Annotated in this window: 18 protein-coding genes; 16 read left to right on the top strand and 2 right to left on the bottom strand. The window is 37.4% G+C overall.

Features of this window, described 5'->3' with window-relative positions:
- The 5 genes from ACOI1D_RS02605 to ACOI1D_RS02625 form a co-directional block, all read left to right on the top strand.
- Positions 1-1008: SLC13 family permease (locus tag ACOI1D_RS02605; protein WP_422499013.1), on the top strand; the 1008-nt coding region annotated here is incomplete at its 5' end.
- Positions 1009-1019: 11 nt separating this feature from the next.
- Positions 1020-2450: a bifunctional 2-methylcitrate dehydratase/aconitate hydratase gene (locus ACOI1D_RS02610; protein ID WP_422499014.1), complete on the top strand. Its 1431-nt coding sequence runs from the start codon at positions 1020-1022 to the stop codon at positions 2448-2450.
- Between the two features lie 13 nt (positions 2451-2463).
- The gene (gene prpB / locus ACOI1D_RS02615) at positions 2464-3360 is read left to right on the top strand and encodes a methylisocitrate lyase (protein WP_422499016.1); all 897 of its coding nucleotides are present in this window, start codon (positions 2464-2466) and stop codon (positions 3358-3360) included.
- Positions 3361-3536: 176 nt separating this feature from the next.
- Positions 3537-4871: a DUF2252 domain-containing protein gene (locus ACOI1D_RS02620; protein ID WP_422499018.1), complete on the top strand. Its 1335-nt coding sequence runs from the start codon at positions 3537-3539 to the stop codon at positions 4869-4871.
- A gap of 685 nt (positions 4872-5556) precedes the next feature.
- Entirely contained in the window at positions 5557-6594 is a 1038-nt protein-coding gene (locus ACOI1D_RS02625; RefSeq protein WP_422499020.1) for a potassium channel family protein, read from the top strand.
- 334 nt (positions 6595-6928) lie between these two features.
- Here ACOI1D_RS02625 and ACOI1D_RS02630 read toward each other — a convergent pair whose 3' ends face one another.
- Positions 6929-7081 (bottom strand): hypothetical protein, encoded by a 153-nt coding sequence (locus tag ACOI1D_RS02630; RefSeq protein ID WP_422499021.1) that lies wholly within the window; start codon positions 7079-7081, stop codon positions 6929-6931.
- A gap of 37 nt (positions 7082-7118) precedes the next feature.
- Complete coding sequence (locus tag ACOI1D_RS02635) at positions 7119-8783, bottom strand: amidohydrolase family protein (protein ID WP_422499022.1); 1665 nt, start codon at positions 8781-8783, stop codon at positions 7119-7121.
- 137 nt (positions 8784-8920) lie between these two features.
- On the opposite strand from ACOI1D_RS02635, the gene ACOI1D_RS02640 reads away from it, so the two are divergent.
- The 11 genes from ACOI1D_RS02640 to ACOI1D_RS02690 all read left to right on the top strand — a co-directional run bounded on the left by ACOI1D_RS02640 (position 8921) and on the right by ACOI1D_RS02690 (position 21183).
- Positions 8921-9916: a DUF7309 domain-containing protein gene (locus ACOI1D_RS02640; protein WP_422499024.1), complete on the top strand. Its 996-nt coding sequence runs from the start codon at positions 8921-8923 to the stop codon at positions 9914-9916.
- A 191-nt stretch (positions 9917-10107) separates the two neighbouring features.
- A complete protein-coding gene (locus tag ACOI1D_RS02645) occupies positions 10108-10566 on the top strand; it encodes a flavodoxin (RefSeq protein ID WP_422499026.1) in 459 nt (152 codons plus the stop codon).
- 99 nt (positions 10567-10665) lie between these two features.
- Entirely contained in the window at positions 10666-11775 is a 1110-nt protein-coding gene (menC, locus tag ACOI1D_RS02650) for an o-succinylbenzoate synthase (RefSeq protein WP_422499149.1), read from the top strand.
- A 3-nt stretch (positions 11776-11778) separates the two neighbouring features.
- Positions 11779-12696 carry a DMT family transporter gene (locus ACOI1D_RS02655; protein ID WP_422499027.1) on the top strand — a complete coding sequence of 306 codons (918 nt, stop codon included), beginning with the start codon at positions 11779-11781 and terminating at the stop codon, positions 12694-12696.
- 388 nt (positions 12697-13084) lie between these two features.
- The gene (locus tag ACOI1D_RS02660; protein WP_422499029.1) at positions 13085-14383 is read left to right on the top strand and encodes an ABC transporter substrate-binding protein; all 1299 of its coding nucleotides are present in this window, start codon (positions 13085-13087) and stop codon (positions 14381-14383) included.
- 89 nt (positions 14384-14472) lie between these two features.
- Positions 14473-15333 carry a carbohydrate ABC transporter permease gene (locus ACOI1D_RS02665; protein WP_422499030.1) on the top strand — a complete coding sequence of 287 codons (861 nt, stop codon included), beginning with the start codon at positions 14473-14475 and terminating at the stop codon, positions 15331-15333.
- Positions 15333-16148, top strand: a complete 816-nt coding sequence (locus ACOI1D_RS02670) for a carbohydrate ABC transporter permease (protein WP_422499032.1) — start codon at positions 15333-15335, stop codon at positions 16146-16148. Before ACOI1D_RS02665 ends, ACOI1D_RS02670 begins: the two co-directional genes overlap by 1 nt.
- Positions 16149-16187: 39 nt before the next feature.
- Entirely contained in the window at positions 16188-17213 is a 1026-nt protein-coding gene (locus ACOI1D_RS02675) for a LacI family DNA-binding transcriptional regulator (RefSeq protein ID WP_422499150.1), read from the top strand.
- 174 nt (positions 17214-17387) lie between these two features.
- Positions 17388-18065, top strand: coding sequence for a YesL family protein (locus ACOI1D_RS02680; RefSeq protein ID WP_422499033.1), 678 nt, complete (start codon positions 17388-17390; stop codon positions 18063-18065).
- Between the two features lie 34 nt (positions 18066-18099).
- Entirely contained in the window at positions 18100-19755 is a 1656-nt protein-coding gene (locus ACOI1D_RS02685; protein ID WP_422499034.1) for a glycoside hydrolase family 13 protein, read from the top strand.
- A 432-nt stretch (positions 19756-20187) separates the two neighbouring features.
- Complete coding sequence (locus ACOI1D_RS02690) at positions 20188-21183, top strand: N-acetylglucosamine kinase (RefSeq protein WP_422499035.1); 996 nt, start codon at positions 20188-20190, stop codon at positions 21181-21183.
- The last annotated feature ends 4 nt before the right edge of the window (positions 21184-21187 follow it).

Raw genomic sequence — 21187 nt, forward strand, 5'->3', positions numbered from 1 at the left:
ATTTTTATTCTAATGTTACCAATATTGTTACCATCAGCAATTGCTAGATTTAAGATGTTATATCCACTGGTCACAAAACTAAACGATTACTATGGATTTCCAGATAAAAGTTTGTTTGAAAAGTTTTGTATGTATGTGATTGGAATGTTAAATCAAAAAGCCACCATGATCATATTCACAGGTGGTGGATTCCCAATTCTTGCATCACAATTATTAAGGGACTACAACGTGGCTGAAGTTGGGTGGTTAGATTGGTTACTACATATAGGTCCTCCATTATGGATAGGGTCTCTGATAATTATTGTTTTTGTCTGGCAGTTCTTAAAAAAAACGCATCCAGACGACGATTGGTTTCAGGATAAGAAAGATGCTCTTGCCTTAGAAGAGGGACAAAGCGAGAGGCTTTCACCAAAGTTTTGGCTAGTGGTAAGTACATTTCTAATAATGATAGTTACATGGATCATTACAGACCAAGACAAGGTTCCATTGTTATTACCACCAATGATTTTAATTGTACTGTACGCACTCCCAGGGATAAACATAATCACAAATAAAGTAATACGTAATTATGATTGGGAAAATTTTTTACTCCTGGGATCCTCATTTTCACTCGGTATGTTAATGTCTGAAAACGGAACTGCAAATGTATTAGCAAAAGAGCTGATTAGTGTTGTATCACCTGATCAGTCACTAGTTGTGAAAATATTAGCGATTGCCTTTTTTGTATTTTTAATACGATTAGTATTTGTTGTACCTTCATCGGCTATGATTGTAATTTTTCCAATTGTTATTTCATATGCAGAACTAGTTGGAGTGAACCCGGAAAAACTCACATTTATGATCATTATGATTATTGGTGGTGTTATGATTTTACCTATGCACTCACCTACTACTTTTTACGCCTATGAAACTGGTGTATTCACGAAAAAAGAGCAATATATCATTGGAGCATTTTCAAGTGCTGTCATTATGTTTATATCAATACTAGCAGCAATTTATTACTGGTAGGGGGAAATAGATTGAATAAAATTGAGTCTGATACTGACAAATTATTAGTAGATATAGCCGAATATGTTTTGGATCACAAAATTGATAGCGAGGATGCAGTAAAAACTGCAGCACATGTTTTAATGGATACATTAGGATGTGGATTTCTTGCTTTACGATATCCTGCCTGCACGAAACATCTCGGGCCAATAGTACCAGGTACAATAGTTCCCAATGGGAGCAGGGTGCCAGGCACTCAGTTTGAATTAGACCCAGTGCATGCCGCATTTAATATAGGTACTATTGTTCGCTGGCTTGACTATAATGATACTTGGTTGGCAGCGGAATGGGGGCATCCTTCAGATAATTTGGGGGGAATACTGGCCGTTGCAGATTATGTAAGCAGGAAAAATATTGCTAATGGAGAAGACCCTTTGAAAATGGAAGACGTCTTACTTGCACTGGTAAAAGCACATGAAATTCAGGGGATTCTGGCACTTGAAAACAGTTTGAATCGCCAGGGACTTGACCACGTCTTATTTGTGAAAGTGGCTACAACTGCTGTTGTCACAGGGATGTTGGGTGGTACGAAAGAAGAAATTATCAATGCTGTTTCAAATGCCTGGATTGATAATTCCAGCTTACGGACGTATCGTCATTTTCCTAATGCAGGTTCGAGAAAGTCTTGGGCTGCAGGGGATGCCACAAGCCGTGGGGTACGTCTAGCATTAATGGCTGTAAATGGTGAAATGGGATATAAAACGGCTTTATCTGCACCAGGTTGGGGCTTTGAAGATGTATTGTTTAATGGAAACAAATTAATTTTGGGCCAGTCTTTCGGTTCTTATGTCATGGAAAATATTCTGTTTAAAATATCTTATCCCGCAGAGTTCCATGCACAAACTGCTGCAGAATGTGCCGTACAATTGCATCATCAACTATTATATCGTATTGATGAGATTGATGAAATTGTCATTACAACCCACGAGTCTGCCATCCGAATCATCGATAAAACAGGCCCATTATTTAACCCGGCAGATCGTGACCATTGCCTGCAATATATAACAGCTATCGGATTGCTTTTTGGAAATGTGACAGCAGATCATTATGAAGAAGAAACAGCCAATGACCCAAGAATTGATCAGCTTCGTGCCAAAATGAAAGTGAATGAAGATGAGCGGTACACTGCGGATTACCTTGATGCAGAAAAACGATCTATTGCAAATGCTGTTCAGGTCTTTTTTTATGATGGTACCTCTACAGAAAAAGTTATACGAGAATATCCATTAGGTCATCGGTTTCGTCGCGAAGAAGGAATTCCAAAGCTTCTAAGTAAATTTAAAACAAATCTTGAAACCAGATTTCCAGAAAAACAAGCTGATCAAATTTATGCATTGTGTCAGGATCTTCCAGAATTAAAAAATACGTCTGTTCATAATTTCATGAGTAAATTAGTCATATAAGAGGAGGCATACAATGAGCTGGTTAACCCAGGAACATTCTACGCAAAAAAAGCTAGCTGCGGATTTTCTTGAACTGGTTAAAGACAGGACAATTTTAAAGGTACCAGGAGTTCACGATGGGATGGCTGCTTTAATCGCAAAACAAGTTGGGTTTAAAGCAATCTATTTATCTGGTGCAGCATACACCGCAAGTAAAGGTCTACCTGATTTAGGGATTGTAAACTCAGAAGAAATAGCGTCACGGGCAAAGGATATTATTCGTGCAACTGATCTACCACTCCTTGTAGATATTGATACAGGTTATGGTGGTGTTTTGCAAGCAGTTAAAACTGCTAAAGAAATGGTAGAAGTTAATGTAGCGGCTGTTCAAATTGAGGATCAGGATTTACCAAAAAAATGTGGACACTTGAATGGTAAAAAATTAATTACAAGTGAGGAAATGGTACAGAAAATTAAAGCCATCAAGGAGGTTTCACCTAATTTAGTGGTTGTAGCCAGAACTGATGCATTAGGTGTCGAAGGACTGGATAGTGCAATTAAACGGGCAAATAACTACGCTCAAGCCGGAGCAGATGTGATTTTTTCAGAAGCGTTGACGAAAAAGGAAGAATTTGAACTGTTTAAACAAAGCGTTAGCGTTCCTTTGTTGGCTAATATGACTGAATTCGGAAAAACTCCTTATTATGATGCACAGGAATTTGAGGATTTTGGGTATAATGTAGTAATATATCCTGTTACTTCTTTGCGTGTAGCTGCAAAAGCATATGAAAGAGTTTTTTTTGAAATACATGAAAAAGGTACACAAAAGGACTCTTTACAAAACATGCAGACCCGGGAAGAATTATATGAAACGATAGACTATTATCGATATGAGGATCTGGATAAAAAAATAGCGAAAACAAAGTTGTGATGGATTAAATAGTAATGATTAAAACGTATAAGGAGATTCTTCAGTAGTGGGGAATCTCTTTTTGTAGTTTTCTTTCTACGGTCCGTTTAACCTGAAATAGATTCGTGAAAGGTGTAAAATGGTAGTGACAATTGCTTTATGGGAAAATAAAGCTACAAGGAAACGGAGGAATTAAAATGGCAAACAAAATGATGGAACACATCTTGTTGACACGAAAACGTCTGCGTACGGAAACAGTGAAGGCGGTATTAATGCAGTTTGACGGAGAATTGCTAAAGTTAAATTATGACAACCAACGGACAAAGTATAAGAAAATGCTGGCAAGTCCATTTCAATTTTATCGGGGGAGTGCATTTCTATTTTATTATGATGCTACTCGTATCCCTTTTGCCTACCATACACCAGATGACAAACCTACGTGGCTGCAAGGGGATTTACACTTTGAAAACTTCGGTGCTTTTAAGAATAATGAGGGAAAAGTCGTCTATAACACAAACGATTTTGATGAAGGGTATCTGGGTTCCTATATTTATGATGTTTATCGAATGGCAGTGAGTATTGCTTTGTATAGTGATGAACTTGGGTATGATGAAGAAAGTCAACTCAGGTTGATCAAGGTATATTTACAAGCTTATTATAAACAGCTTCTTTCTTTTGTAGACAGAGAGGAGCTTCCGGGAACGTTAATGTTTCATGAAGAAAATACAGAGGGACCTGTCCAAAATGTATTAAAAGGATTGCCAGAACGTGAAGTGAATGCTGTTTTAGACGCGGTAACAACTGTAGAAAGTGGAGAGCGAAGATTTCACGAATCAGAAGGACTGAAGCATCTGACAGAAGACGAACAGAAAAAACTTGAGCAAGCATGGCCAGAATACATTGATTCACTTGACCCCGATAACAAGCAAAGAGAAGGATTTTATGAAATTAAAGATGTTGTCAAAAAGCTTGGGGCTGGCACGGGTTCAATCGGTCTTCAGCGTTATTATATTTTAATTGATGGTCATAGTGACGGGGATAGTGGAGATCTTGTGCTAGAGGCGAAAGAAGCCCGGACTCCAGCACCAAATCATTTTTTCCCATACGATGAATTGTTCTCAGATAGCGTTCTCAACCAGGGAAAGCGGGTAATAACCGCACAAAAGGCCATGCAGTATCTGCAGGACCCATATTTAGGCTATTTCTCAATTGGTGACCATGACTTTTACGTGCGTGAGAATTCTCCTTACGATGAAGCAGTTGATCCAGGAGAGCTTAAAGATATCGAAAATATGGAAACGACTGTAGAAGTGATGGGCAAAGTCACAGCAAAGGCACATGCACGTGCTGATGAATTTCATTTTGAACATGAAAGTGAAGAAGAAATTGTTAACGCAATTGGTGCTGAATACGACGGTTTTGTTTCGCAGCTTACCGCAGCAGCTCTTTATTACAAAAATCAAGTTGAAGAAGATTACCGTATTTTTGCTGAATGGTGTGAACAGGACTTTAACTTAAAGGTAGAAGAATAGATAGGAAATACCACAGTGTAGTTTTCCACTGTGGTATTTATATGCAGTAAGCTTTTTTCTGCAAGACTGTTTTTAAAAAGATTGTTGTTTTTGACATAAAATCTATAGACTGCGACGTAACAGTTGAATTGATTTTCTACCACCATTTATTAGATTGGTGCTGATCCAGCGTTGCGGAAAAACACTCGCTTTCCTTGGGGAACGCTTCAGCCTCCTCGGAGCATAAACCGCTCACTGCGGGGTCTTCAGACTGTTCCTTTCCCACTGGAGTCTCGCATTTTTCCGCAGCTTAGATAGCTTTCTTTTCAAGGGAGAAGGAGTCCCATTTAACATAGGGGTAATTTGTATTTTTCTATCTTAGTGAAGGCAGAATACATAGACTCCTGCTTAGAACAGCACGAGTCCGAAGACCCCGGAAGAAGCGTTCTTTGCTTCTGAGGAGACTGAGCCGTGCACGCGGAAAGAGAAGTGTTCTGCCGGAACGGCGTCAAAAGAAGTCACGACGTCGCATTTTATATCAACTGCGAAGTTAAAAAGCAACAAAACTTATAAAAGGAGCCTTTTGCAATTAGTGATTTCGCCATAAGCCAAGTTTTCTAAGGGAATTAATTTTTCGTTTTGTACACATTTTCTAAAAAATACGTTAAACTAACACTATTAATAAAAAAGTGAGGAGGATGTACATATGATATGGTTTCTTACCAGACTTTACCCAAAAATTAGCCAAAAGACTCATAATGTGAGATTGTTTTTTATTGTTATTGGAGTACTTATTTTCAGCTCTTTTTTCATTCATTTCCTGGAACCAGAAACCTTTCCAAGTGCGTTTGAAGGACTATGGTGGGTCATGACAACGGTTACCACTGTTGGATATGGGGATATCTACCCACACACAGTTGAGGGCAGGATTTTCGCAATGTTTCTTTACGCAATTGGCATAGGTCTAATGGGTGTTGTGATTGGTAAAGTTGTAAATTTATTTTCATTATATAAGACGTTAAGGGAGGAAGGAAAATTGCCATACAACAAAAGTAATCATTATGTTTTACTTGGTTGGAGTGAGAGAACTGAAAGTACATTGAAAGAGTTATTAAATGATGAAGACGGTAAAGAAATAGTGGTTGTTGCCGACCTTCCACAAACGCCATTTAAACACGATGATGTAACTTTTATTCAGGGGCATCCTGAAGATAGAGAAACCTTAATTGATGCGAACGTTATTAAAGCAACGTCAGTATTGGTTTTTTCTGATGATAGAATACACGATTCCTCTTTATCGGACGGGAAGAGTTTGCTGATTGCATCTTCTATAGAAAAATTAGCAGTTGAGCTTGAGCGTAATATCTACACGATAGTAGAGGTACAGAAAGAAAAGCATATCGATAACTTCAAACATTCAAATGTTGATGAGTTTGTTATTTCCGACGAGACATTTTCCAGGATTATGGCTAAAGCATCCCGTTATCATGGGTCAAGTGCCATTTATACGAAACTGACCAGTGATTTGGATGGCCAGAATATTTACCAGATTAATCCGGATCCAGATTGGATTACATATAAGGATGCATTTGTTTCTTTGTTAGAAAAAGGTGCAACACTTTTGGCAGACCGAAATGATTTAACAATTAATCAAAAGCTCGGTGAAAAAGTACCAGAAGACGCAAAGTTATTTGTAGTATGCGGTGTGGAGACATATAATGAGCTTTGGAAAAAAACTAAATAGAAAACCACTGTAGCCCCCTCTTCTTTATAGTGAAGCATAAGGGGAAAACAGTTTATTTGGAAATTGATTTTTCAGTATCCAGAGATGAGCTTCAGCGTTTGCACGATACAAATTAATGTTAACTTGTAGATGCTCGTGTGAAGCCTTTTATAATATGTGTATGTCCGTCATTTTCCAGCCATCGCATTCGCGTTCATTGAATGATTTGTGTTGTTATACATGGATACAGCTCCCTTTAATTAGATTTCTTAAGAAACGTATGTAAACCAAGCCTATTTTTGTGCATGGACTGTTCCCAGAAAGTTTAATATAATAAAAAAGAAGCGAATCATCACTACTCGTGATCATCCGCTTCTTTTTCTGCTTTTTGAGCAATTTTGCTGGCAATCCAACGCTTTGCTATGGCATCATCAATTTCATACGCTTTACCAACTCGCAGTATTTCGCCATGATAGGCGGTCTGAACGTTCATTAAAACTCTTTGCATCCTAAGTTTCCTCTCAATAGGTTCTTACCTCATTCTATCATTTTCTATGAAGAGATTGTGAATATTTAGCGAATAAATCACTTAAAGCTTTATTCTCTTTCTCTTTAAAAACTTGCTTCCCCCTACTCCATGTCTCAAGTACTTTGATACGCTCTAATTGGCCTTTCTCTACTTCTTTTGGATGGTCGGATAATATGATAAGGTCAGCCTGGTATCCAGGTTTCAACCGTCCTTTTTCATGTTCGCGGAATTCAAGTTCTGCCGCACTTTGTGAATATCCCCGAAAGCTTGCATCAATGGATAATCTCTCTTCAGGAATCCAGCCGCCATTAAGGGGATATCCATCTGTATCTGTCCTGTTTACCGCAGCAAAAATTCCTGTTATTGGTGTAAGGGGACCAATTGGGTTGTCAGAACTTAATGTAAATGGAATTCCCATTTTATCAACTGTGTTCCAAGGGTTACAGAAGCGTTCCCGGTCTATTCCGACCCATTTTACTGTTTGCTTGTACTCCTCCATTATAAATCCAGGCTGTGTTTCGAGATAAGGTTTAACTTTCTGGAGTCTTTCTAATAGATCCGGTGCAAGTACTTGCGCATGAATTATACGGTGCCTAAGTTTTGAAGTATCTACTTTTTCTAAGGCATTTATTGCTTGCTCTACCGCTCTGTCCCCAATTGCATGCATGGCGACCTGCATTCCATTTTCATGCGCAGTTTGGACCATGTCGTCTAACTCTTCTTGTGTATAGATCAGATTACCACTAGTGTCTGGTTTATCGTGATAAGGTTGACGTAAAGCAGATGTGTGTAAACGCTGCGTTCCGTCTAAGAAAATTTTAATAGCACCAACTTTGACGCGTTTACTACCATCACCAGTACGTTTATCAGTTGATCGTAGAAAATTCCTCAAATCATTTATATTATAAATATAATGATGTAAAAAGACGTCAATTTTTAAATGTCCAACTTTTTCCAGACGAAGATACGCATTCCAAAGTCTGTCATAGCTTCCGACAAAATTTAAGTCGTCCGTGTGAGTAGAGGTAATCCCTTTGGATAATAAATAAAATAGTGCATCTTCTACAGCTTCATAAACTTCTTCTTCGCTTTTTTGACGGAAATTAAATTTTATAAAGTGAACTGCGGTGTCCTTGAATCGCCCGGTCCAGTTTCCATTGTCATCAGTCTCAATGAATTGTTCATGATCCCTTAATAGTGCTGGTTCTTGTTGCAGGATTTTTAAAGCTGTATGATTAACGACACATTCATGCCCATCATCATGAAGGAAAAACGCAGGGTTTTTATACCCTAGTTCTTCTAAGTCATCTGCAGTTAATACGTGGTCGAGATCGGCTAATTGACTGTCTATTAACCCACGGCCAACTATCCAGTCGTGTTCCTTCATCTTTTCTTCATTATGCAGGTTGGTTACAGAGGTTTTCATTTCCTCAAATGAAGTGATTACACGTAAATCTATATCCTTATTCATTAGCCCATACCGCAGCAAGTGCATATGTGAGTCATTAAATCCAACTGAAACTACTCGTTGATCATAGTCAATGACATGTGTACCTGTTTCTTTTGTAAGACCTTTGTCAATAGATTTAATCTTTTCACCTTCGATTTGAATGTGAAAAATATCGTCTGGAGATTCTTTCTCAAACGGACGATATAACCGTACATTATTTAATATTTTCATTCTATACCCTCCAGTAACAATTTCTATTGTATCTATTCCCTTAGTTTGGATATCTAACACAATTGTTATAGAATATGAGTGTGTTAAAAAAAATTAGATTTGGTGAGGTGAGAGTTATCATTTCAGAAGATAGTTCTGTGAATAACCTACTACAAAAAACGAAAAATTTATATCAGGACAAGCCATGGCAGTACATGGGAGATGATCAAACATTTCTCATCGTTAACTCCCACTCTGGGGAATATTATTACTGTTCGGTCATTGGTGCGGCCGGTGAAACATTCGGCCTGGCTGTTTATATTGGACAGGAAGGTTTGCTAACCTTACTTAAAGTTTTAAAAGGCGGAGAACCTGATTTTGACTTTTTATTAAAACAACGAAGTATCCTTTTAACGTTTGAAAATAGGGAGGATCTAAGTAAGGAAGATTACCAATTTGTGAAGAACAGCGATGTAACCTTCAGAGGTAAAAAGGCTTGGCCTGTTTTCATTAGTTACCAACCTGGTTATTATCCATGGTTTGTTGATACAAGTGAAATGGCAGCGCTCGAAACAGTCTTAGAACAAGCATTAGAGATATGCCGTGAAGTCAAGGCAGGTACGGCGCTTCCTAATTTCATCAAAGATGGTGAAATATTTGCACGTGTTTATAAAGATAATGGGTATCAAAATGAAGTAGTCCCGCTTAACCATTTTAAGCTAGAGGGTAAAAAATTGGAAGTACCATTAGAAGTTTCGGAATTCGATTTGAAGCGAGCAAAAAAAATAAAACAGGTTTATCAAGTTGCAGTTGAATTTTCCGTTTTCCACGTTGACATGCCTGTACAAGAAGATCCGGGCGAACGGCCAATGTTTCCGTTAATGATAGTGGCTGCAGATCACGAAAAGGGATTTATCTTTTATCAGGATTTGGTATCTAACAATAAGGATTATGGAACGATACAAGCCCATTTGTTAAAGGCATTTCAGGGAATTGAAGGTATCCCTGAGTTAATATTAATGGATACCAGTACTGCTGCAATTATGCAGAGCGTTACCGAAAAGATGGGGTTAAATGTTGAAATTCAAGAAAAGCTTGAAGCTATCGAAGAATTTTATAACCAGTTAGTAGAGGATCTTGATATGGGGTTTTAATAAGGCTGTAAGATTTAGCAGTTTTTAACAGAAAATAGTAAATAGCATTTACTATTAATGCCAGTTTACAGATGTGAATTGTGAATGACACAACATTGTCATAGTTAAAACAATCCCCTTCATCAAATCATTGAATACAACTGACGTTTTCCATTAAACTAGGACTAGGATTTTTATTTGGAGGGGCAGCTATGAGTAAGATTTTATTATTATATACAAGTGTAACTGGTAACACTGAAGAAATTGCTGTTGCAATTGCTGATATGCTACAAAAATATGACCACACTATTTCCATTAAAACTTTTGATATGGATGCTATAGATGTAGAAGAAATAAAGGAGTACGATGCTTTATTGGTCGGAACATATTCATGGGATGATGGAGCCATGCCGTATGAAGTTGAAGACTTTTACGATGAGTTAGAGGACGCTGATATTTCTGGCAAACTGGTTGGAGTTTTTGGCTCAGGAGATACATTTTATACAACGTTTGGAGGAGCTATTGACTTATTGGGTCAACGTTTTGAAGAATTAGGTGCAGATGTAATGGAAGACTGGATAAAAGTCGATTTGGAACCTGATACAAAGGATTTTAAGCGATGCCAAAAGCTTGTTGATAACTTGAACACAAAGCTAAAAGAGGGGGTTTAACTAGACCTGACACTGTATTACGGTGTAATGGAGCGGTTGGCAAGGTTTAAATCAACCGTCATCAACTAGTAGTAGGCCTAGGAGGTACTCATAATGGGGATGTCAATTGAAAAAATAATCTTACATAAACTGAACATGCGGTTAAAGTTTGCATTTCAAACAAGCTTCGGCGCAATCCAGAACAAAGAGTTTTTTATCGTCGAAGCAGTGGACGCACATGGGAATAGCGGGTTTGGTGAATCGGTTGCCTTTACGAGCCCATGGTATACAGAGGAGACAACCAGTACAAACGAGCATGTCATGAAAGAATTTCTTATCCCGTTACTCAGAGAAAACAAAATTGAACATCCAGACAATATTACAGATATTTTCAAGCCTATTAAGCGAAACAATATGGCCAAGGCTGCAATCGAAGGCGCAATCTGGGATCTGTATGCTAAGCAGCAGGACCTGACTTTGACAGAAGTCTTTGGCGGTAAAAAGACAAACATTGATGTTGGGATAAGTCTTGGAATTCAACCAACTGTCACCGATTTGCTCGAAGATATAAACGATTATATTAAACAAGGATTTAAGCGGGTGAAACTAAAGATAAAGCCAGGCTGGGATATTGAAATACTTCGAGAAGTAAGGAATCGTTTTCCAGACACACCAATTATGGCAGATGCGAATTCCGCTTATACGTTAAAGGACATCGATCATTTAAAGAAGTTAGATGATTTAGGTTTGTTGATGATCGAACAGCCTTTAGCGCATGATGATGTAGTCGACCATGCAAAGCTTCAACGTGAACTGGCGACACCTATTTGCCTGGATGAGAGTATCCACTCGTATGATGATGCACGTCATGCGATCGAGCTTGGGTCGTGCAAAATTATCAACGTGAAAATTGGCCGCGTTGGTGGATTAACAGAAGCGAAGCGGATTCATAATCTGTGCCTTGAAAAAAATATACCGGTCTGGTGTGGCGGTATGCTCGAAGCCGGCGTGGGGCGTGCGCATAATATAGCGTTAACAACCTTAGAAGGCTTTACGTTACCTGGTGATACTGCTGGGTCCTCAAGGTATTGGGAAAAAGATATTATTAAGCCAGAAGTTATGGTAGAAAATGGTACAATCAACGTGCCTCCTAAAAATGGAATTGGTTTTGAAATTGATCGAGATGCACTAAAAACGTTCAGTATTGGACAATGGGAATATGAGGTGTAACAAATGATGAAAAGGGGTCAAGGTACTCCTTTCTTTTCAAGTTTAGACAAAAAGAACTGGGTAATATGGTTGTTAATCTTAATGATCACTTTGCTATGGGGATATGCCTGGGTATTGATGAAAGAGTCACTTCACTACATGGGTCCATTTACATTTTCTGCATTTCGCTTTGGAACAGGAGCAGTGGTTCTTCTGTTAATTACTTTTTTGATAGGCAAGGGCTTACCTCCTAAAAAGCACTGGATGCACTTATTTGTTTTGGGGATCCTACAGACAGCAATTGTGTTTTTACTAGTTATGTATGGACTTCGATTTGTTGATGCAGGGAAGTCGTCTGTACTTTTATACTCCATGCCAATCTGGAGTAGTTTGCTAGCTGTGAAATTCTTGAATGAGAAGATTACAGGAGCCAAAATGCTGGGGCTTGGATTGGGTATGTTAGGTTTACTGCTGATACTTGGTTGGGATTTATGGAGTGGACAGGATATCAAAACCATTATCGGAGAGGTTCTCATAGTAGTTGCAGCAATGTCCTGGGGTGCTGCTAATATTTACTACCGTATAAAGCTGCCAGATTTACCAAAGCTTCAGGTCAATGCGTATCAGATGTTATTTGGAACAATAGGCATCGTCATCTTTTCAATAATTACTGAATGGGGGGACCCGATAAACTTCACCCCAGAAAGCATCTATTACATATTATTCACAGGTGTATTAGCATCTGCATTGTGTTTCACGGTATGGTTTATCATTTTAAGTGTAATTGATACAGTTACTGCAACATTATCCACATTACTTGTGCCAATGTTTGGGTTAATCCTGAGCTGGTTAATTTTAGATGAAAGTCTATCAATAGGAATTATAATAGGTTCAATTTGTATAATAGTCGGGATTATTGTTACCCAGATTAAGAAAGAATAGACTCTCAAAGCTGTTTCTCAAGAGGGTCTATTTTTATTTTTGCATACGTTTGCCTATATTTAGTGAATTTCACTTTGATAGTTTACTTGCTATCATTAGTTAGGTACGCACCTGTAAAGGGATTTGATGGTGATATGCCTATATACGATATGCATTAACGTGAAATAGTAATCAAAAGATCACTTGCTCTTTTAAAATTATTGTGATAATATAAAGCCAGTTAGTTAATGCAAGCGTTTGCATTTTTTAATGCTTGATGGCAATGATAGATTCATGCCATTAAAAAAATAGATTTTGATAAAGCGCTTTCTTATAAATGTAGAGTGATAGATAGTTAGCGTAGAAAAATCTGTTTAGAACAGTAAAAAGAAAAAGGGGAGTAGATTGGATGAAAGGTAAAAAGTTTTATACAAAGGTCGCATCTGCTTTATTAGTATCCGGTGTTCTTTTAGCTGGTTGTTCATCTTCTGATGAGGGATCAGGCGAAGCGTCTGGTGATAAAGTGAAAGTAGATATTTTTCAGGGGAAAGTAGAGTTTAAAGAACAGTTTGAAGATCTTACAAAATTATATGAAAAAGAGAATCCTAACGTTGAAATTACTGTTAAAACAGTTGGCGGAGGAACAGAGTATGCACCAGTACTTAAATCTGCGTTCTCTTCAGGTGACGCACCAGATATCTTTAACGTAACAGGACCACAGGATGTTATTGATTATAAAAAACATCTAGCAGATTTATCTGATACAGATGCTGCAAAAGCAGCTCTTGACGGAACACTTGCAACTGTAACTGAAGGTGACAAAATACTTGGTCTACCATTTAACCAAGAAGGTTATGGATTAATTTACAATAAGACAGTATTTGAAAAAGCTGGGATTAACCCAGATGAAATTCTTTCTTATGAAGACTTAGAAAAAGCTGTTGAAAAAATAGATAGCCAAAAAGAAGAACTAGGTCTTGAAGCGGTATTCGCGCTTCCTGCAAAAGAAGCATGGGTACTAGGTGATCACTTAGCAAACGCATTCTTGGCACCGGAATTTGACCATGATGTAATGAAAGCTTTTAATGCAGAAACTGTTACGTTTGAAAAAGGCGATGAAATGAAAAGATTTCTTGACCTTCAAAATAAGTATTCTGTTCAACCAGTGTTAAGCCTGGATTATTCACAACAAGTGGAGGAACACTTCTCACTTCAAAATGTAGCAATGATTCAACAAGGTAACTGGGTATTCCCTTCTGTTGAGCAAATGGATTCAGAATTCGCTCAAAACATTGGTGTACTGCCAATTCCTGTTGAAGGATTCGAAGGTAGAATTCCTGTAGGCGTTCCAAATTATTGGGCTGTAAACAAAAGTTCTGATGACGCTGTAGTACAAGCTTCGAAAGATTTCTTAGATTGGATGTATACATCTGAAGCAGGTAAAAAAGCAGTGCTAGAAGACTTTAAATTTATCCCTGCCTATGAAGGATATGACACAACTAAAATTTCTGATCCACTATCACGCGATATTTACGAATATGCGTCTAATGGAAAAACAATTGGCTGGATATTTGCTGGGTATCCTAGTAACCCATGGGGTACTGGTGTAATTGGACCGAACATGCAAAAATATTTAGCTGGAGAAATGACTTGGGAAGAATTAGAAGCTGATTCAATTGCTAAATGGGAAGAAGAAAGACAAGAATAATTTAATGAAAATCAGCTAACAGAACAGCCTAAGGGCTGTTTTGTTAGCTATTATCATGAGTATAGGCAAAAAATATCGGAGGGGTTCTCATGAGAAATCGAAATCTTTCATTCTGGCTTTTTCTGACGCCGGTTTTATTAGGATTAGTTCTTGTAGTTATCGTTCCATTACTCTACGGAACTGTTTATTCATTTACCAACTGGAATGGTCTTACTGCAACAAAATTTCTGGGACTTGAAAACTATAGTAAACTGCTTCATGACGAGGAATTTATAAACTCCTTAGTATTTACAGTTGGGTTTTCTGTTGTAACGGTTATATTACTTAATGTTTTAGGTTTAGGCTTAGCAATTCTAGTAACTCGAAAAATTAAAACGAATAATTTTTTAAGAACTGTCTTTTTTATGCCGAATTTAATTGGTGGACTTATTTTAGGGTTCATATGGCAGTTTATCTTTATTAGTGTGTTTGGTGACATTGGAGATGCGCTTGGCATTGAAGCTTTGCAGGGCTGGTTATCTACTACCAACACAGGTTTCTGGGGATTAGTTATCCTGACATGCTGGCAGATGGCTGGGTATATAATGATTATTTATATTGCCTATTTACAAAATATACCAAAAGAGCTGATTGAAGCAGCAAAAATTGATGGAGCAAGCAGTTTTCAGCGTTTTCGTAACATAACATTTCCGCTTGTTGCACCTGCATTTACGGTTAGTATGTTTTTAACACTGTCAGCTTCTTTTAAAATATATGACCAAAACTTATCACTTACAGGTGGTGGTCCATTTGAATCAACGCAGATGGTTGCAATGGAGATCGTAAATACTGCATTTAGTGCCAATGAAATGGCATACGGACAAGCAAAGGCAGTAGTCTTTTTCGTGATTGTTGCTGCAATCGCATTGACACAGGTTTATTACAATAAGAAACGGGAGGTTGACATGTAATGGAGAGCAAACGTAAACTATATATAATAGAAATATTAGGAATATTGCTCGGATTATTATGGTTAGCCCCGTTTTATCTAATGATTGTCAATGCTTTTAAGACAAAGAAAGAAATCTTTATGGGGGTTCTCGGACTACCTGAGCAATTAAGGACTGAAAACTTTGTGGAAGCCTTTATTGATCTGGATTTTATGCAATCACTATTTAATTCGGTTCTAATTACCGGGGTAAGTGTTGCGATCATAATTTTCTTTTCATCAATGGCAGGCTATGCATTAGCACGAAATAAAAGTAAATTAAGTGGCGCTATCTTGTTATTATTTGTTTCAGCAATGTTAATTCCCTTTCAATCCGTTATGATTCCACTCGTTTCCTTATTTGGTATGGTGGATATGCTTAATCAGGCAGGACTGATTTTTATGTATTTAGGATTTGGATCAAGTCTTTCCATATTCCTGTACCATGGGGCAATGACAGGAATATCTACTACCCTGGATGAAGCTGCAACAATTGATGGAGCTAACAAGTTTCAAACATTTACACGAATTATTTTTCCATTATTAAAACCAATATCCGTAACAGTCGGTATCTTAAATGTTATTTGGATTTGGAATGATTACTTATTGCCATCTCTAATATTAAACGAGAATAACGCGACGATTCCGTTGAAAATGTTTTACTTCTTTGGTCAATATACCAAACAATGGCATCTTGCGCTAGCAGGTTTAACCATCGCTATAATACCAGTTATTGTTGGTTACTTCTTTGCTCAAAAACAAATTATTGAAGGTGTATCTGAAGGGGCGGTTAAATAGAAGGAAACGCACCCTACTAAATTGGAAAAGGTGATTGTATTGTCAGTTACGATTAAAGATGTTGCCAAACGAGCAGGTGTTGCTACCTCCACCGTTTCACGCGTCATCTCGGATAGTCCTAAAATCAGTGAAAAAACAAAGCGTAAAGTAAGAAAAGTGATGGAAGAAATAGGCTATCATTTAAACGAAAATGCTAGAAATCTCGTACAACAATCTACAAAAACAGTTGGTATCGTTATGAAAAATTCCACTAGTGAATCGTTGCATGACCCCTTTTTCCCAGAAGTGTTAAGAGGAATCAGTGCGTATTGTCATAAGCAGGATTATAGTATTAGCCTGACAACTGGAGAATCTGAAGAAGCGATTTTTCAGGATGTTACAAAGATGGTTCAGGGAAAAAAGGTTGATGGGTTGATCGTTTCCTACTCTAAAAAGAATGATAAGGTTGTTCCATATCTAATTGAATGTGGCATTCCTTTTGTTGTTATAGGTAAGCCAGTGGGTCAAATCAATCAAATACTTTATGTAGATAATGACAATATTTACGCGGCAAAAGAAGCTACAGAACATTTGGTCAAGCTTGGTCACGAAAAGATAGGATTTATTGGTGGGAACACTGAATTTGAAGTGGCAGAGGCTCGTTCAAACGGTTATAAAGAAGCTATACGTTTGAATAACCTAGTAGTTACAGAAGACTATGTAAGAAGTCCAAAATCACCTGAGCTAGCAAAGCAGGCGGTTTATGAGCTGATGAAGTTACCCGTACCACCTACTGGGTTAGTCATTACCGACGACTTGTCTGCATTAAGTGTATTGTTAGTTTTAAAAAAATTAAATCTTGACGTGCCTGAGAATATTAGTATTATCACTTTTAACAACACGATGATCTCTAAGTTTTCAAGTCCCCCAATGACGTCTGTTGATACTCAGATTTATCAGTTGGGCTATGAGTCAGCACGTTGTTTGATTGATGAGATAAAAGACCCTTCCTCTATTAAGAGAAGTGTAATTATACCAACGTTTATCGAGGAAAGAGAATCAAGTGTTACCTATGTGCAAAAATAGAATTCATGTGATAACAAGCTATGAATTTTATTTTTTGCTATTTAATGCAAACGATTTCCCTATAATTGCATTAGATGATACAACGGGTTAGGTAGTTTAAGTAGGGTTTAATTTAAAGCGTGGGTGCATGAATGGCATAACCGGGATGATTAATAGATTTGAGGAGGAGCTTCTATGAAAGGTATTATGGGTGGTTTATATGGTGTTAGTGAATGGATCAGTCGATTTGCCGTAGTTAATTTGTTATGGCTCCTCTTAAATCTTCCACTTGTTTTAATCGTCGTAAATATAATGTGGGGAAAACAAGAGGGAGCAGCTTTTCTAATGGTACCACTTATTAGTTTAATGCCTCTCTTGTTTTTCCCAGCAACTAGTGCAATGTTTGCATCTGCAAGAGACTGGGTTCTTAGCAAGGATAGTAGTTCAATCACTAAAGCTTACTTTCGCTACTACAAAGAAAATTATAAAAAAAGTTTACTCGGGGGTATGCTCCTAACTGGATTGTGGTTAATCTGGGGTATTGATTATTACTATTTTAAAGATGAAAGTGTACTATTTATGTTTAGTTTTTTAATGATGGGTGTCGTTTTATTCGTTTATACAATCAATTTTTTCTCGATTATTGTTCACTATGAGTTGAAATTACGTAGTATGTTAAAAAAATCTCTCATAATCACCATAGGCAGTCCAATTTTGTTTTTAACAGTTGCCATTGCTAGTGGTGTCATTCTTTATGTAAGTGTCAATGGACCGTTATTTTTAATTCCGTTTTTTACGGGATCACTCATTTCATTTGTAAGCTTTTCTGCTTTTTACAGATTGTATATCAAACTAACAACCGTACACGATTGAGGGGAATTTAATAAATAGACAGAGGGGGACAATCATGAATAGAATATGGTGGAAAGAAGCAATAGCCTATCAAATTTATCCGCGTAGTTTTATGGATTCAAATGGCGATGGGATTGGTGATATTCAAGGTATTATTGCCAAACTGGACTATTTACAGCAGCTGGGGATTGATGTTATCTGGATTTGTCCCATTTACCAATCGCCAAATGATGATAATGGCTATGATATAAGTGACTACACAGGGATAATGCATGAATTCGGAACAATGGCTGACTTTGACCAGCTGTTACAGGAAGTTCACCGCCGTGGGATGAAATTAATTATGGATTTGGTCATAAACCATACATCAGATGAACATCCTTGGTTTATTGAATCACGTTCTTCAAAAGACAATGCTTATCGGGATTATTATATATGGCATGAAGGTGAAAGTAATCAGGAACCAAACAACTGGGAGTCCATCTTTGGTGACTCTGCCTGGGAATATGATGAAAAAACGAAGGAATATTTTATGCATGTTTTTTCTCGAAAACAACCTGATTTGAACTGGGAAAACAAAAATGTACGTAAAGATTTATATAAAATGATTAATTGGTGGCTGGACAAAGGAATTGACGGATTTCGTATCGACGCTATTTCACATATTAAAAAAATACCGGGATTTCCAGATTTACCAAACCCACAAAAGAAGAAGTATGTTCCTTCTATGAAGGGCCATATGAATCGTGATGGAATTCAAGTTTATCTAGAAGAATTAAAGCAGGAAACGTTTGCGAAATACGATATCATGACAGTCGGTGAAGCCAATGGTGTAACTGTAGAACAAGCAGATGAATGGGTTGGAGAAGAAAACGGCAAATTTAATATGATTTTCCAATTTGAGCATCTTGATTTATGGGGGAAAGGCACAACTGGTGGGCTGAATATTCATGCACTAAAGAAAACACTTACCAAATGGCAAATTGGCCTTGAAGGTAGGGGTTGGAATGCATTATTCCTCGAAAATCACGATCAGCCTCGTTCCGTTTCAACATGGGGAAATGATAAAGAGTTAAGGAATAAGTCAGCTAAGTGCCTGGCAACGATGTACTTTTTAATGCAGGGTACACCATTCATTTATCAAGGACAGGAAATTGGGATGACCAATGTCCAGTTTGATTCCATTGATGATTATAATGATGTTGCCATTAAGAACCTGTATCGAAATGAAAGAGATGAAGGCAAAACACATGAGGAAGTTATGGAAGTTATCTGGAAAAATGGTCGTGATAACTCAAGAACACCTATGCAGTGGAATAACGGAGAAAATGCCGGGTTTACCAAAGGCAAGCCTTGGCTGAAAGTAAATCCTAACTACACCACTATTAATGTTGAGCAATCCATGAAAGATACGGATTCTATTTATCATTACTATAAGCAACTTATTGATTTAAGAAAAAAAGAAGATGTACTTGTATATGGAAGTTATCATTTGATTCTAGAAAACCATGACAGCATTTATGCATATACAAGAACGCTGGAAGATGAAACGATGTTGGTTTTAGCGAATCTCTTTAATAAAGAAGCGGAGTTCGACTTGCCGAAGAACTTGAAAAGTAAGTCGAAAAAGTTATGTGTAAGTAATTATGACTTGGACCAGAATGAGTTTACATTAAAGCCATATGAGGCGAGGGTTTATAAATTAAACTAAAAATATAAAATGGGATGGGTGATGTGTTATTACATCACCTATCCTTTTTTATATTAGGAATTAATGTAAAAAAAGACCCTGACGACTCAACAGAGCTCAGGGTAAAAATTATTTGTTGTGGTGAATGGATTAGGGGAGGGAACCATTCACCCAGTAACTAATTTTTGCTTAACCCAAGTATAAGTGCAAACAACTGTCGAGTCCATATTACTTAAGTCACAAAAAACTTGGGACATATTGTAGAACTATGTCAAAAGATGGGGGATATAGTAACCAAGGTGAAAAGTAAGCAGGTAACCAAAAATAAGGTGGTGCCTGGCACCATAATTATAAAAACAAATCAGTTAATAATATAATATTTCAAAATAGTAATTGTTTATTGGTATGGAGTTGTTTAATATGGAGTAAATAGCATGTAGGGAATGAAGAAGAATGGATTATATAATTGGTATTGATGGTGGAGGGACAAAAACACAATGTTTGGTGGCTGATGAAAATGGGTTTATTTTAGCTAGTTCAGTTGGTGGTTCGACAAATCCAAACGTAATTAACTCTACTATTCTTCAAGAAACATTTAAAACACTGCTAGATGATCTCAATCAACAATTAGACAATGATGTATATAACCATGTCACGCATTTGTTTGCAGGTATTTCGGGTGCGGGCATGGTAATGAATCAAAATGAAATCAAACGCATTCTTACTGAATTACTGCCAGCAAGTGTTTCGATTGAGGTATATCCAGATCCGATAAATGCTCTCTATTCAGGGACCTTTGGGAAGCCTGGTATAGTGCAAATAGCGGGAACGGGTTCTATTACATATGGAATAAATGAAAATTTGGAACACGATAGAGTCGGAGGTTGGGGTTATTTATTTGGTGATGAAGGCAGTGGTTATGATTTAGGAAAACAGGGTATTATTGCAGCACTGAAAGCATTTGATGGTCGGGGTAAGGAGACCATTTTAGAAGAAATGCTCTATGACAGTTTTAAAGTTAAAGATGGGCATGAATTAGTTTCTAAGATATACACATCACCATTTCCTAAGCATGAGGTAGCACCAATCAGCCGAATTGTTATGAAGGCATACGAATACAATGATGCTGTAGCTCAAAAAATTGTTACAGATGCAGTTGGGGAAATCAGTACAAGTATACTGACGCTGTATAACAAGCTTTTAAAGAATGGAGAATCTGTGAAAGTAGTTCTTTGTGGAGGAGTTTTTACTAACAAAAACGTACTCCCGCCATTAATTCTCAAGGAACTCACACGCTATAACAGTTTCTTCAGTATTGTAATACCAGATTTCCCGCCAGTTGGTGGGTCATTGATTGGTGCTTATTTGTCAAAGGGACATAGAGTAAATAGAGAGTTAGTAAAAACAATTAGCGATAGTTATCACGTAATAAATAAAGGGAGTAGGTGATCCA

This window comes from Virgibacillus sp. DJP39, assembly GCF_049310925.1.
Lineage (GTDB): Bacteria > Bacillota > Bacilli > Bacillales > Amphibacillaceae > Virgibacillus_F.